This window comes from Novosphingobium meiothermophilum (genome assembly GCF_003171715.1).
In the GTDB taxonomy this organism is placed as follows: domain Bacteria; phylum Pseudomonadota; class Alphaproteobacteria; order Sphingomonadales; family Sphingomonadaceae; genus Novosphingobium; species Novosphingobium meiothermophilum.
Window position 1 is genome coordinate 43,627 of record NZ_QGHL01000005.1, and the last position, 13,681, is coordinate 57,307.

The window sequence follows — 13,681 nt, forward strand, 5'->3', positions numbered from 1 at the left end:
TTAGCGGCATTCGTGCAAAACGGAAAGTGCGGGAAAAAAGGCGCAGGCCAATGGTTGCGGATGCGACCGGTTCGGGCCATGAACTGCCTCCATGCTCAAGACATTCGCGGTCGCCCCGCTCCTCCTCGCCCTTTCGGTTTCCTCGCAGGCCCTTGCCGCCAACTCGGCCCCCATGGCCGTCCCCATCGTGCAGACCGTGCCCGATGCGCAGGATGTTGCATATCCCGGCACGATGACGCTCGATATCGATGCTTCGGACATCACCCGCCGCGCCTATCGCGTCACGCAGACCATCCCGGTCGCTGCGGGCGCGAAGGAACTCATCCTGCTGTTCCCGCAGTGGCTGCCCGGCAATCATGGCCCGCGCGGCCCGCTGGCCGAACTGGTGGGCGTGCAGTTCTTCGTCGATGGCAAGCCCGTGGAATGGAAGCGCGACCGGGTCGAAGTCTATGCCTTCCACGTGAAGCTGCCTGCTGGCGCAAAGGAAGTGGTGGCCCGCTTCATCCACACTTCGCCGCTCGATTCCCGTGAGGGCCGGGTGACGATGACCCCGGAAATGCTCAACCTGCAATGGGAGAAGATGAGCCTCTACCCTGCCGGCCACTATGTGCGCCGCATCCGGGTGAAGCCATCCGTCACCCTGCCCGAAGGCTGGACGCCCGCCACTGCGCTCGACGGCATGAGCATGGCGGGCAATCGCGCGACATGGGCCGAGACGGACTATGAAACGCTGGTCGATTCGCCGATCTTTGCCGGCAAGCATTTCCGCAAGTGGGATCTGGGGCAGAAGGTCACGCTCAACGTCGTGGCCGACCGGCCCGAACTGCTGGCCGCCAAGCCCGAATATATTGCCGCCCATTCCGCGCTGGTCGACGAGGCCCAGATTGCCTTCGGCGCAAACCACTTCGATCACTATGACTTCCTGCTGGCGCTGTCCGACAAGATCGGCGGGATCGGGCTGGAACATCACCGTTCCAGCGAGAACCAGCTTGAACCCGATGCCTTCACCGCATGGGCCGCCAACGAGTGGGACCGCAACCTTCTGCCGCATGAATATGCGCATTCGTGGTCGGGCAAGTTCCGCCGCCCCGCCCGGCTTTGGACGCCCGATTACCGGCAACCGATGCAGGGCGATCTGCTGTGGACCTACGAAGGGCAGGACCAGTTCTGGGGCCTGGTGCTGGCCGCGCGTTCCGGGCTGCAAGGCAAGGACATGGTGCTGGGAATGCTGGCCGCATGGGCGGGCGGTTATACCCAGCAGCCGGGGCGCGAATGGCGCTCGGTCGAGGATACCGGCTTCGACCCGGTCTTTGCCGCGCGAAAGGCCAAGCCCTATCCCTCGCTGGCCCGTAACGAGGACTATTACACCGAAGGCGCGCTCGTCTGGCTGGAAATCGACCAGATCCTGCGCGAAGGCACCGGCGGCAAGCGGTCGATCGACGATTTCGCCAGAGCCTTCTTCGGCATGAACCCCGGCGACTGGGGCCAGATCCCGTTCGAGGTGGACGAGATCATCACCAAGCTCAATGCGCTCTACCCCTATGACTGGGCCAGGCTGATAGACACCCGCATCAACCAGCCGGGCCAGCCCGCGCCGCTGAACGGGATCGAGAAGGGCGGCTACCGGCTGGTATGGAAGGAAGAGCCGAACCCCTACACCAAGGCGGTGATGGACTTCAGCAAGAGCCTCAGCCTTGCCAACTCCATCGGCCTTGTGCTCGACAAGGAAGGCAAGGTCACATCCAGCCGGTGGGACAGCCCCGCCTTCAATGCGGGAATCGTGACAGGCGCGCAGATCATCGCGGTCAACGGCGCCGCCTACAGCGCGGATGAGATCAAGAAGGCGATCACCGCCGCCAAGGGCGAGAAGGGCGCCCCGCTTGAACTTCTGGTCAAGCGGGGCAGCCGCTATGACACCATCATGCTCGATTATCGCGACGGCTTGCGCTTCCCGTGGGTGGAGCGCGTGGCCCCCGGCAAGGCTCCCACCGGGCTTGATCTGCTGCTTCAGCCCCGCCGCCCAGTCGCCGCTAAGAAGTGACGAAATGGTGCCCACTGCGGCGGAGGAGGCAGCATCCCCCGCCGCAGCAAGTGTCGCCATAAGTATTGTTGCAGCGCAACAGCGGCTTCGCTAGGGGCGGGGCGTTCTCTCCACCCCTAACGAACAGGGCCACAGATGCGCATCGACATGATTCCCACCGGCGACAATCCGCCGGAAAGCCTCAACGTCATCATCGAAGTTCCCGTCGGCGGCGAACCGGTCAAGTACGAGTTCGACAAGGCATCGGGCGCGCTGTTCGTGGACCGGATCCTGCACACGCCGATGCGCTATCCGGCCAACTACGGATTCGTGCCGCACACGCTTTCGCCCGATGGCGATCCGCTCGATGCGCTGGTCATCGCGCGCTCGCCGTTCGTGCCCGGATCGGTGGTGCGCGCTCGCCCCATCGCGGTGCTGAACCTTGAGGACGAGCACGGCGGCGATGAAAAGCTGGTCTGCGTGCCGGTCGATTCGACCTTCCCCTACTATTCGGATGTGAAGGAGAAGGAAGACCTGCCCGAAATCGTGCTTCAGCAGATCGAGCACTTTTTCACCCACTACAAGGATCTGGAAAAGGAAAAGTGGGTGCGCGTTGGCACCTGGGGCGGCGCGGAAGACGCCGCGCGCATAACGATCGAGGCGATCGAGCGCGCCAAGGCCGCCAAGGCAGGCTGATCGGTTCCGCACCGCAGGCCATGCAAGGGGCGCCGGTTCAGGCTGAACCGGCGCCCCTTTCCTGCGTTCAGTCTCCCGCCACGCTCATGCCGTCGATCCGCACGGTGGGCGAATCTATGCCGCGCCAGATTTCAAGATCATTGGCAGGCGTCAGCGCGGCGAACATGTCGATGAGGTTGCCCGCTACGGTGAACTCGGCGATCGGTCCAGCCAGTTCGCCGTTGACGATGCGCAGGCCCGAAGCGCCCCGGCTGTAATCGCCGGTCACGCTGTTCACGCCCTGCCCGATCAGTTCGGTGACATAGACCCCCTCGGCAATGTCCGCGATCAGTTCGGCCGGGCTGACGCTGCCGGGCTGGAGCACGACGTTGCCCGCCGTGACATGCGGTGCGCCCGATGACCCGCGCGAGGCGTGCCCCGTCGGTTGCCCGCCAAGCTGGCGTGCGGCGGCGGCATCCATCAGCCAGCCGCCCAGCCGACCTGCATCGATCAGCTTGCGCGCCGACGTGGGCAGCCCTTCACCGTCGAACGGTCGCGAACGCAGGCCGCGCGGGCGCAGGGGATCATCAAGGATCGTCACCGCACCGTCGAACAGCTTCTGGCCGTCGCGGTCGAGCAGGAAGCTGGCGCGCCGCGCAATCGCCGCACCCGACATCGCGCCGATAAGGTGCCCGATCAGCGAACCGGCAACCCGCGGGTCAAACACCACGGGCATGGCCGCGCTTTTCACTCGGCCCGGATTGAGGCGCGCCACCGCGCGCTCGCCTGCCTCCCGCCCGATCGCTTCGGGAGAAAGCAGATCGGCGGCATGACGCGTGCTGCGCCAGGCATAATCGCGCTGCATCGTGCTGCCCTCGCCCGCCACCACGCTGGCGGAAAGGCTGTGGCTGGAGGCGGCATAGGCCCCGGAAAAGCCGTGGCTGGTGGCCAGCGCAAAGAGGCCGCGCCCGGCGCTGGCCCCGCCACCTTCGCTGTTGGTCACGCCCGGAACGGCGCGGGCGGCATCCTCGGCTTCCTCGGCCAGACGGCGCAGCTGCGCCGGGCTGCGCTCGGCCGGATCATCAAGATCAAGATCGGGGATGGCACCGCGCAGCAAGAGGTCTTGCGGGGCCAGACCCGCAAACCTGTCGGACGGGGCAAGGCGGGCCATCGCCACCGCGCGGCTGGCCAGTTCATCAAGCGCACCGTCACCAAGGTCGGTCGATCCGATCGAGGCGGAAGCCCCGCCGACAAAGACGCGCAGGCCAATGCTTTCCGATTCGGAACGTTCGACATCCTCCAGCGCCCCCAGCCGGACCGAGACCGATTCGGACGAATTGCCCACATAGACCGCATCGCCTGCATCGGCCCCCGCGCGACGCGCCCGATCGATCAGCGCTTCGCAGCGTTCGCGGGCTTCGGCGGGTGAAAGCATGAACAGACCTTTCGCAACAGCAAGGCTGCGGGGTCTAGCGTCCGGAGGGCGTTACCGCAATCGAGAGGCCACCGTTCAGGACCGGCATGCCGGTCAATCAGAAGAGCACAGACAAGACCCGGAAAGCGCCAGTGATGACGAAGGGCAGAACCGCAGCCAGCAGCCAGACGCGGATCTGATCGCGCCGGAACGCCGCCTTGTAGGCAAGGTCATGCGCCTGTTCATCGGTGAGATGTTCCCAGCGCCGTTCGAACTGGCGGAACATCGGAATGATCGCGGCCACAAGCACGACCAGCGCGAACAGCGGCAGGATCGAGGCGCTGGTCCCCTGAATCTCGTGCATCGTCACGAAGATCTGCAACCCGGTATAGACCAGCAGACCATAGGCGACATTGTCGCTCATCTGCTTGCGCCAATCGCCCCTGTGCGACCATGTCGAAACGTCGGAGTGCGACCATGCCGCCCCATCGTGATGCGACTGCGCTGCCCGGACATCTGCGTCCCGCGAGTGGAGGGCCTTGTTCATGGCGCCGTTCCCTTCATCCTGCTCCGGGGAGAGTAGAACACGCACGCGCGCGGCCCGCAAGGCCAAATCCTGTGCGCTGCGCGCTTCACCGGGGCTTAATCCGGCTGGTGTAGGCCATGCTAAACAGGCAACCATGCATAAATCCTGCCAGATCGAAGCGGCAGGCTTTGCCCTGCGGGCCCGACCCGCTATTGGGTGGCATCGAGCCTGAGCAGGAAGCCGAGCCAGATTGATGAGCGTGATCGAAGAATCATCCATGCCCGCCAATGCCGCCCCTCCCCTTCCGCAAGGCGGGCTGGAAGTGGTGTCGATCGCCAAGTCCTACGACAAGCGGGCCGTGCTTACCGACATCTCGCTTTCGGTGGGCAAGGGCGAAGTCCTGGGCCTGCTGGGTCCCAACGGCGCGGGCAAGACCACCTGCTTCTATTCGATCATGGGGCTGGTCCGCCCGGATTCGGGCCGCATCCTTCTCGATGGCGTGGATATCACCAAGCTGCCGATGTATCGCCGCTCGATCCTCGGCCTTGGCTATCTGCCGCAGGAAACCTCGATCTTCCGGGGCATGACGGTGGAGCAGAACATTGCCACGGTGCTGGAACTGATCGAACCGGACAAGGCCACGCGCGAGGCGGAACTGGAACGCCTGCTGGATGAGTTCGGCCTTGCGCGGCTGCGCGCCAGTCCGGCCATGGCGCTTTCAGGCGGTGAGCGTCGCCGCTGCGAGATCGCCCGCGCCCTTGCCGCGCGGCCCTCGATCATCCTGCTCGATGAGCCTTTCGCCGGGATCGACCCGCTGTCGATCAGCGACATCCGCCATCTGGTGAAGGATCTGAAGCGGCGCGGCATCGGCGTGCTCATCACCGATCACAACGTGCGCGAGACGCTCGACATCGTGGACCGCGCCTGCATCATCTATGGTGGACAGGTCCTCTTCGCGGGAAGCCCCGAAGCGCTGGTGGCCGATGCCAATGTCCGGCGGCTCTATCTGGGCGAAGGCTTCACGCTGTGATCGCGGCGGATTGATGCGGGTGCAGGGGGGCATCTGAACCATGGCTCTGGGGCCAAGGCTGGACATTCGCCAGACCCAGTCGCTGGTGATGACGCCGCAGTTGCAGCAGGCGATCAAGCTGCTGGCGCTGTCCAACCTCGAAGTGGAAGCCTTCATCGGCGAGGCGCTCGACGCCAACCCTCTGCTTGAAATCGGCGATACCCCACCGTCTGATCCGGCCGAAACCACCCCGCCCGAAGAACTGCGACGCACCCATCTCGAATCCTCGCCGGTCGATCAGCTCGTGGCCGAAGGGCGGGTGGAAGAGGATCGTCCGCTCGACATCGATGCCAGCACGCTCGACCGCGACCGCGATACCGGCGATGGCGCGCTGCTCGAACTGTCCTCGCAGCGCAATGACACGGGCGGCGGCGAAGGGCCGGACATCGACGAGCATGGCCGGTTCGAGACTTCCCTGGCCGAACACCTCCACGGCCAGATCGGCGCGACCACGTCCGATCCCCAAGCGCTCTTCGTTGCGCGCTGGCTGATCGATCAGCTCGACGAAGCGGGATACCTCAGGCTGCCGCTGGCCGAAGTGGCCGAGGCGCTGGGTCTTGGGCAAAGCGTGGTGGAGCAGGCGCTTGCGCTGGTCCAGTCGCTTGATCCCACCGGGGTCGGCGCGCGCAGCCTTGCCGAATGCATCGCGCTCCAGGCGAAGGAGGCGGACCGTTATGACCCGTGCATGGCGCGCCTGATCGACAATCTCGAACTGCTCGCCCGCGGCGAGATCGCGCGGCTCAAGCGCCTGTGCCACGTGGATGACGAAGACTTTGCCGACATGCTGGCAGAGCTGCGCGGCTATGATCCGCGCCCTGGCCTGCGCTTTGGCAGCGGCATGGCCGAAGCGGTGGTGCCCGACATTCTGGTGCGCCCCGCCGGAGCCGGGTGGGACATCGCGATCAATCAGGCCACCCTGCCGCGTCTCATTGTCAACCGCAGCTATTACGTGGAATTGCGCGGCGCCTGCATGAGCAAGGAGGCGAAAGCCTGGCTGGGCGAAAAGCTGGCCGATGCCAACTGGCTGCTCAAGGCGCTGGACCAGCGGCAGAAGACCATCCTCAAGGTGGCGAGCGAGATCGTGAAGCAGCAGGACGGCTTCTTCCGCCACGGCGTGGCGCACCTGCGCCCGCTTACCCTGCGCCAGGTGGCAGAAGCCATCGAGATGCACGAATCAACCGTCAGCCGCGTGACCTCGAACAAGTATCTCAACTGCGACCGCGGCACCTTCGAGCTGAAGTATTTCTTCACCTCCGGCGTCGGTTCATCCGACGGCGAAGGTGCATCGGCCGAGGCGGTGAAGGCCGCGATCCGTCAACTGATAGATGCCGAAGACCCAAAGGCCATCCTTTCGGACGATGCGCTGGTCGATCTGCTGAAGGCAAAGGGCTTCGACCTTGCCCGGCGCACCGTGGCCAAATACCGCGAGGCGATTGGCCTTGGCAGTTCGGTGCAACGGCGGCGACAGAAGGCGCTGGCCGGGGTTCGCTGAACGCCGCGTGCGGATTTCAGGGCGCAACCGGGCGTTCGGCCAGCATCTCGCGCACCATGTTCTGAAGGCGCGCATCGAAGCGGGCAAGCACCTGTCGGTCCTCTGCCTTGTCCCAGTGCGTGATGAGTTCGCGGCCATTGAACCAGTGCAGGGCATAACCCGGCGGATCGGCCACGATCAGGTCGCGCCCGTCGGGCTGGTCGGGATCGATCGGTCTCAGATCGAGTGCCACCTGCGGCGCGGTTGACGGGCACGTGGCAACAAGGGTGCCCTCCCATGCGGCCGTGATGGCCCGGTGGATGTGGCCGCAGATCAGGCCGACGATGTTGCCGCGCCCGCGCAGGCAGGCTGCCAACCGCTCGACCCAGGGCTCGGCCGGATCGGTGTTCATCCAGGCTATGCCCACCTCCATCGGTGGGTGGTGCAGCACGATCAGGGTGAGCGCATCGGGCGCCTCCTCAAGCCGCGCCCTGAGCCAGGCGGCGCGCGCTTCGCAGAAGGCCCCGCCGTGGCGCCCTTCCTCCAGCGTGTCGAGCACGATGATCCGCAGCGGCGGAGCATCGATCACATATTGCAGAAACCCCTCGGCAAAGGCCGCTTCGGGAAAGACCTGCGCGAAAGGTGCGCGCGCATCATGGTTGCCCAGCGCGTAGTGCACGGGAAACGGGATAACCGAAAACGCCTCGCGCAGCCGCTCGTAGCTTTCCCGGTCGCCGCGATCGATGAGGTCGCCGGTGGCAATGAGCAGATCAGGCCGGGGTTGCAGGCAGGCCAGTTCCTCAAGCACCCGGTCAAGCCGCTGGCGGTTGAACTCGCCGGGGCAATCCGGCTCGAACCCCAGATGAATGTCCGTGACCTGTGCGATGAGGAGCGTGCGGGGCTGCATCATCGTTCCGCGCCCCTCCCTCAATGCAGTTTCATCGTCAGGCGCGGATGCCCGGCGATGGCAAGGTTCGCGCCCGCAGGCGCGTTCGTGTCCTGCTTGGGGCGCTTGCCCTTGGGCAGCCACGGCGCATCATCGTCCATGTGATAGGAATGACACATCGCGCAGGAGGATTCGACCGGGTCTTTCACCGCAATGCCCGCAAGTCTGGCGCCTTCACCGCCGACATGGCAGGTGCGGCAGCCGCCCTTGCCGTCGATCCCCGGCACCAGAACGTCGCTGGCCTTCATCGATGTGGCGGCGGAGGCATGGCAATAGGTGCAATCGGTTTTCCTGTGGGCCTTGTGATCGAACCACCCCTTGCGGAAATAGCGCTCGTTCTGCGCCACCGGCTGGATGAGGTAGCCCCCGGTCGCTGCGGTTCCACCGCGCGTCACCACGTGGCAATCATGGCACATCCCGCCTTTGGAAAAGGCCCTGTCGATGGCCTGCCCGGCACTGGCCGGATGGAACCGCACGGCGCGCGCATAATCGGCCGCGCTTGCGGCAAGCGCGGCATCGCCCGGCACCCGCCGCGCCATGCCTGAGAGGTTTGCGGGCCGCACCGGTGCAGTGTCGCGGTAGAACGCGCGCAGATCGGCCACGACCAGTTCCGGCTCGCCATGGCGAAGCGTGCGCACCGTGCCGCCGATCCGCTCGAAGCCGAGCGCGTGGCACGACTGGCACGCCTGTTCCATCTTCACCGGCTGGAAGCGCACCCCCGCGCTGTCGGGCCGGTGGCAATCGGCGCATTGCAGGCTGTCGGCGCCCGCGAAGCGGCCTGGCATACGGCGCACCATCTGGGCAATGCCGTTGGTCTTCGAAAGGTGCTGGCCGTGGGTGAACTTGAGGCCGTTGTCCTCTTGCAGGTTCTTGCTCCACGCGGTGCGACGCAGCACGGGTTTGCCGCGTTCCACCCCCGCGACGAGCGCGGGTCTGAACTGCGGGTGGGCCGTTCCGAAATCGGCGGCATCGGCGATCTTCGTATCGGGCAAGCGCGCCTTCATCCCATCGTGGCAATCAGCACAGAACTGTTGCCGGGTGGCAGGCATAGCACCCGCGCCTTCGTGCTCGGTGTGACAATCGACACAGCGCCCGGTCGGCCGGTTGAATGCACCCGCCACCGCGCGCTGCACTGCGGCCATGCCGGAAGGTTCGCCTCGTGCCTGCATCAGCCGTGCCTTGTCGGCGACATGATCGTGCGCGTCCTTGCCGTGACAGGTCAGGCAGGCGTTGTCGGTCACGGCCACGAAGGCCTGCGTGTGGCACGACTGGCAATTCTGGCCGAGAGCCTTGTGCGAAAGGCTCAAGGGACCGGAAGACCAGGTCTGGTCGGCATGGAAACCCTGCGGACGGCGCGCATCGGCCTTCATCGCCAACGGCTTGTAGGTGGCATAGCTGTAGATTGGCAGGGCAAGAAAGGCGAACAGCACCAGCAGGGCAAAGCCCCAGGCCGATATGCGCTTGCCGGGCAGAAGGCCCCTCAGCGAATAGGCATCGGCCAGATCCCTGTCCTCTGCGCTGTCCGAGAGGGCTTCCACCCGCCGCACCGCCAGCACCGGGGTCTTCCCGTCGTCGGCCAGCGAAATGGCGATCCTGTGCCCCCCCAGTGCCAGTTCGCCGCCCACCGCCGGGTCGATCTCGGCGCGCAGGGTGCTGCGTCCGTCTGCCGTGAAGGGCTGCTCGGTGGCCGCGGTGATGACAAGCCTGCCATTCTGCGCAAGCGCGATCCGCGCGTGGACCGGGTTCACCGCAAGATCGGGCAGGTGCACCGCACATGCCGTATCGCGCCCCACGGTCAGTTCGCGGATGTTGTAGCTTGCGGACCGGACGATCTCCTCGCCGCTGGATTTGAGCGCGATCTGGCGGACAATGAAGCTCATCTCTCGCTCACCAGTAGAAAAAGACACTGACGACATGCGCGCAAAGCGCGGCAATCAGCGCGAAAGTGACGGGGACGTGAACATAGAGCCAGCCCTGCAACCACGCCTTGAGCTTGAGATGCTGGCGCAGCCGGTCGAGCATGGCATCCTTGCGCGCCAGCAGGGCATCGATCCGGCCGAGCAGGTCATCCTTGGTGCGCTGGCGCGCGGCGCGCAGGGCGCGCAGGTCCATCATCGCGCGGTGGGTGGCGCAGTCCGGATAGCGCCCGGTCATCCGGTTCCACAGGCTTCCGCCGAAGGGATTCTGTTCAAGGCTCTGCCCCACCAGCGCAGCGGCCTGCGGATCGAGCGGCTGCGCGGCTTCGTGGATCTGGCGGTCGATCGAACGCAGCGCTTCCACCATCTGCCTTTCGGTGATCGCGCCTTCCGCATCATAGCGGTTGGCAGACAGCGCGCGCGGCAGCGTGGCATAGACCCAGATGCCGAATACGCCCGATGCCACCACGATCAGCATCAGCGCCCATGCCAGCGTGTGCACGTTCCAGCCGAAGTGAAAGCCCGAATGGAGCGTCCCGATCACCGTGACGCAAAGACCCAGATAGACATGCGCCGAAGTCCAGCCCTTGAGGCTCCACCGCCCCGGCGTGATCGCCCGCTTGCGCACGCCCAGCATTGTCAGCCACAGGATCAGCAGCGCGCCGATGGTGCCCAGCGCATAGCCCAGCCAGCTTGATCCGAAGTGCGTGCCGGGCAGGGGCACGAAGATGTAAAGCGCCGTCAGCCCCAGCGCGAGCGCGCCCGAAAGCTTGGCCCAGAACATGCGCCGATGGGTGAGGAACCCTTCGTGCGTGCTGCGCCGTTCGCGGCTGGCGCCGGTCTTGCGCGCGGCCGCCGATGGCGCTGCGGGCGAGGCGGGTGAAGGTGCGGTGGCTGGCGGTTTGACAGAACTCGCCATGGTTCAGGCCCCCTCGCGTTCAAGCCGGGCCACGGTCAGGAACTCGTCGGGCGAGACGCGGATCGCCGCCCCTGTCGGGCAGGCACGCACGCAGCTTGGCCCGCCCTCGATCCCGGAACACATGTCGCACTTTATCGCCTTCTTGCGGTCAAGCGCTTCGTCCACCGCCGGATCGCCGGTATATTTCGTATGCTTCTTCGACCATGTGCGCGAAGGCTCGCCCGGCCCCGGCCCGGCGCCGAACAGCAGCCAGGACAGCAGCGAGGGTTTGCGGGGTGGCACCTTGTCCATGCGGATCACGCCATAGGGGCAGTTGCGCTGGCAGTTGCCGCAGCCGATGCAGGTATCGTTGATCCTCACTTCGCCGTCCGGGCCGCGCTGGATCGCATTGGGCGGGCAATCGGCCATGCAGTGCGGATGCTCGCAGTGCCGACACGATGTGGGAACGTGCAGATGCGCAAAGCTCTTTCCGGCCTCGCGGTCCAGCCGCGACAGGCCATCGTGCGTATCGGCGCAGGCTTTCTCGCAGTTGTCACAGCCCACGCAGAGCCGCTCGTCGATCAGCAGAACGTCGGTCGCCTCGCCCAGCCCTTGCGAGACGAGGAACTTGGCCTGCTCGGAATAGAGATCGACCACGCCGGAGAAGGTGTCCTTCTTCGTCTCGATGAAGGCGTTGGTGGCGCGGCGCACCTCCATGTCCTTGCGCGCGCGGTCCAGCAGGGCGGGCTTGGCCGCCAGAACGCGGCGGAACGCCTTGCCATCGATGCGGATGACCTCGCTCTTGATCGCGGCGCGCACCGTGGCCGTGCGCGGCCCGCCATCGATCACCGCCATTTCCCCGACATAGGATCCTGCGGGAAGATAGGACAGGAACACGGGCTTGCCGCCAACCTGCTTCTCCACGATCATCGATCCGACACGGATGACATAGACGAACCGATCCTCATCGCCTTCGGTGATGATCGCCTCGCCCGCGCGGACCTGCATGATCGTCGAGGTTTCCACCACTTCGGCAATGTCTGCCGGGGTCAGGCCCGAACCGAACATCTGGAGGATCTGGCGCTCGGTGGATATACGCTCGATCGCGCGCCTTGCGGTCGGCACCTGGCTTTGCAGCTTGAGCGCGGCATTGCGGCTGATCTCGATGCACACGGTGTCCTCGGCAGCCACCACCGTTGCCCCGCGCTTGCGCCCGGAAATGAGACCCACCTCGCCGAAGATCGAACCGGCAGGAATCGGCACCACCTTCAAGGGATCCTGCGGATCGACCCGCACATGCACGCTGCCCGATGCAATGGCGAAGAGCGAGGAGCCGGGATCGTTCTTCTCGAAGATCACCTCGCCGGCACGATAGGCGCGCATTTCGGAATCGAGCATGAACTCGCGCAGTTGCAGCGTCGTCATCCCTTCGAGGATGCTGACATTGTCGCGCAGGAACGCCAGCCATTCGTCCACCGTCCGCCCGCCAGCCAGCCCGGCGAACTTTGCCTCCAGCAGCGGCTCGTCGGCGGGCTTCAGGCCGGTGTTGCCGTTGATGAACTCGACGACATCATAACCCTGGTTCATACAGTGCTTGATGAGCGGATAGCCCGCCAGCGCACCGATCACGAAGATGCCCGGCGCGCTCGATTCGAACTGCGGCGAAAGCGTGGGGAAGGCCAGCCGGTCAGCGCTGGCAAACTCGATGCCGCACCCTTCGACAAAGGCGCGCGGCGGGGCCGAGCCGATCCGCGCGATGATCCGGTCGCAGCGGATGCGCTCCTCGCCGTCGCGGGTGGACAGCGTGACCCAGCCCGGCTCGATCGCCTTGACCTCGGTCTCGTAGCGGATGGTCAGTCTGCCCGCCGCATCATCCTCGATCAGCGCCTTGGCGTTCGGCTCCTTGGCGGTGGAGAAACTCTCGCGCACATTGGCCGACTTGGGATTGCGGTTGAGAATGGTGACGACATTGCCCTGTGCCGGATCTTCAACCAGCCCGCGCGCGTTCTCGATGCCGGCATCGCCCGTGCCGATGACGACGACATGCTCGTCCAGCACGGCATAGGGATCGTCAAGCTGATAGGTGACATGCGGCAGATCGCCGCCCGGCGCACGCACCCGGTTGGGATTGCCCTGCGTGCCGATGGCAAGGATCACGTTCTCGGCCAGCACTGTCTCGCCGCTGGCAAGGGTGATGGCATAGGGCGGGGCGTGGCGCTGCAGTTCGGTGGTGGTGGCCGAACCATCGCGGGCGCGGCTGACGATCTTCTGCACCGATCCGGCAATGGGCGCGCCCGTGCCCTGAATAGCCCTCACTTCGGCGTTGTATTTCACGTTCACGCCCAGTTCTGCGGTGCGTGCATTCCAGCGGGCGAGGATCTCCTCCTTCCTGCCCGCATCGAACTCCTGGTCCGAACGAAGGACAAGCTGCGACGGCGTTGCCATCACGTGCTTGCCCTTCTGGTATTTGAAGATCGTGTCCGAGAGGTGATCGGTCTTTTCAAGCAGCACATGGCTCATGCCAAGTCGGGCCGCACGGCTTGCCGCGCTCATGCCTGCGGGGCCTGAACCGATGATCGCAACCTTGAAAATCTCGCCCACCGGCTCGCGCCCCCCGCATCGCCAATCGGCGGCGCCCGTATCTGCGCCTGCCCGTTACCCCTACCGATTTGCGACCCCGGTGGACGACTTTAACCGATGCAGCGCGCATTGCCAGAAGCAAAATGTCGGCAGGCAGTCGGGACCG

General features: G+C 65.5%; 10 protein-coding genes. 4 read left to right on the forward strand and 6 right to left on the reverse strand.

All coding sequences use genetic code 11. The annotated features are described in order from the left end of the window. Positions 1 to 91 precede the first annotated feature (91 nt). Together DKM43_RS03480 and ppa are read left to right on the forward strand one after the other, a co-directional pair. Positions 92 to 2,041 (forward strand): M61 family metallopeptidase, encoded by a 1,950-nt coding sequence (locus tag DKM43_RS03480; protein ID WP_109797115.1) that lies wholly within the window; start codon positions 92 to 94, stop codon positions 2,039 to 2,041. Between the two features lie 135 nt (positions 2,042 to 2,176). Next, positions 2,177 to 2,716 carry an inorganic diphosphatase gene (ppa, locus tag DKM43_RS03485; RefSeq protein WP_109797116.1) on the forward strand — a complete coding sequence of 180 codons (540 nt, stop codon included), beginning with the start codon at positions 2,177 to 2,179 and terminating at the stop codon, positions 2,714 to 2,716. Between the two features lie 67 nt (positions 2,717 to 2,783). Here ppa and DKM43_RS03490 read toward each other — a convergent pair whose 3' ends face one another. Together DKM43_RS03490 and DKM43_RS03495 are read right to left on the reverse strand one after the other, a co-directional pair. After that, positions 2,784 to 4,130 (reverse strand): TldD/PmbA family protein, encoded by a 1,347-nt coding sequence (locus tag DKM43_RS03490; RefSeq protein ID WP_109797117.1) that lies wholly within the window; start codon positions 4,128 to 4,130, stop codon positions 2,784 to 2,786. A gap of 97 nt (positions 4,131 to 4,227) precedes the next feature. Then, positions 4,228 to 4,656: a hypothetical protein gene (locus DKM43_RS03495; protein ID WP_109797118.1), complete on the reverse strand. Its 429-nt coding sequence runs from the start codon at positions 4,654 to 4,656 to the stop codon at positions 4,228 to 4,230. Between the two features lie 232 nt (positions 4,657 to 4,888). On the opposite strand from DKM43_RS03495, the gene lptB reads away from it, so the two are divergent. Together lptB and rpoN are read left to right on the forward strand one after the other, a co-directional pair. Next, positions 4,889 to 5,665, forward strand: a complete 777-nt coding sequence (gene lptB / locus DKM43_RS03500) for an LPS export ABC transporter ATP-binding protein (protein ID WP_109797119.1) — start codon at positions 4,889 to 4,891, stop codon at positions 5,663 to 5,665. A 40-nt stretch (positions 5,666 to 5,705) separates the two neighbouring features. After that, positions 5,706 to 7,196, forward strand: coding sequence for an RNA polymerase factor sigma-54 (rpoN, locus tag DKM43_RS03505; RefSeq protein ID WP_109797120.1), 1,491 nt, complete (start codon positions 5,706 to 5,708; stop codon positions 7,194 to 7,196). 16 nt (positions 7,197 to 7,212) lie between these two features. Here rpoN and DKM43_RS03510 read toward each other — a convergent pair whose 3' ends face one another. From DKM43_RS03510 to DKM43_RS03525, 4 genes are read right to left on the reverse strand one after another with little or no spacing between them, the layout of a single operon-like run. After that, entirely contained in the window at positions 7,213 to 8,085 is an 873-nt protein-coding gene (locus DKM43_RS03510; RefSeq protein WP_236632358.1) for a phosphodiesterase, read from the reverse strand. Positions 8,086 to 8,102: 17 nt separating this feature from the next. Further along, positions 8,103 to 10,001 (reverse strand): cytochrome c3 family protein, encoded by a 1,899-nt coding sequence (locus tag DKM43_RS03515; RefSeq protein ID WP_109797121.1) that lies wholly within the window; start codon positions 9,999 to 10,001, stop codon positions 8,103 to 8,105. A 7-nt stretch (positions 10,002 to 10,008) separates the two neighbouring features. Further along, positions 10,009 to 10,956 (reverse strand): hypothetical protein, encoded by a 948-nt coding sequence (locus DKM43_RS03520; RefSeq protein WP_109797122.1) that lies wholly within the window; start codon positions 10,954 to 10,956, stop codon positions 10,009 to 10,011. A 3-nt stretch (positions 10,957 to 10,959) separates the two neighbouring features. Continuing rightward, entirely contained in the window at positions 10,960 to 13,536 is a 2,577-nt protein-coding gene (locus tag DKM43_RS03525; RefSeq protein WP_109797123.1) for a cyclic nucleotide-binding domain-containing protein, read from the reverse strand. Positions 13,537 to 13,681: the final 145 nt, after the last annotated feature.

Bases quoted from the DNA above. Each gene is read 5' to 3' on its own strand.
- lptB (WP_109797119.1), top strand. From the start codon at position 4,889: ATGAGCGTGATCGAAGAATCATCCATGCCCGCCAATGCCGCCCCTCCC.
- DKM43_RS03490 (WP_109797117.1), bottom strand. From the start codon at position 4,130: ATGCTTTCACCCGCCGAAGCCCGCGAACGCTGCGAAGCGCTGATCGAT.
- DKM43_RS03515 (WP_109797121.1), bottom strand. From the start codon at position 10,001: ATGAGCTTCATTGTCCGCCAGATCGCGCTCAAATCCAGCGGCGAGGAG.
- DKM43_RS03510 (WP_236632358.1), bottom strand. From the start codon at position 8,085: ATGATGCAGCCCCGCACGCTCCTCATCGCACAGGTCACGGACATTCAT.
- DKM43_RS03495 (WP_109797118.1), bottom strand. From the start codon at position 4,656: ATGAACAAGGCCCTCCACTCGCGGGACGCAGATGTCCGGGCAGCGCAG.
- rpoN (WP_109797120.1), top strand. From the start codon at position 5,706: ATGGCTCTGGGGCCAAGGCTGGACATTCGCCAGACCCAGTCGCTGGTG.
- ppa (WP_109797116.1), top strand. From the start codon at position 2,177: ATGCGCATCGACATGATTCCCACCGGCGACAATCCGCCGGAAAGCCTC.
- DKM43_RS03480 (WP_109797115.1), top strand. From the start codon at position 92: ATGCTCAAGACATTCGCGGTCGCCCCGCTCCTCCTCGCCCTTTCGGTT.
- DKM43_RS03520 (WP_109797122.1), bottom strand. From the start codon at position 10,956: ATGGCGAGTTCTGTCAAACCGCCAGCCACCGCACCTTCACCCGCCTCG.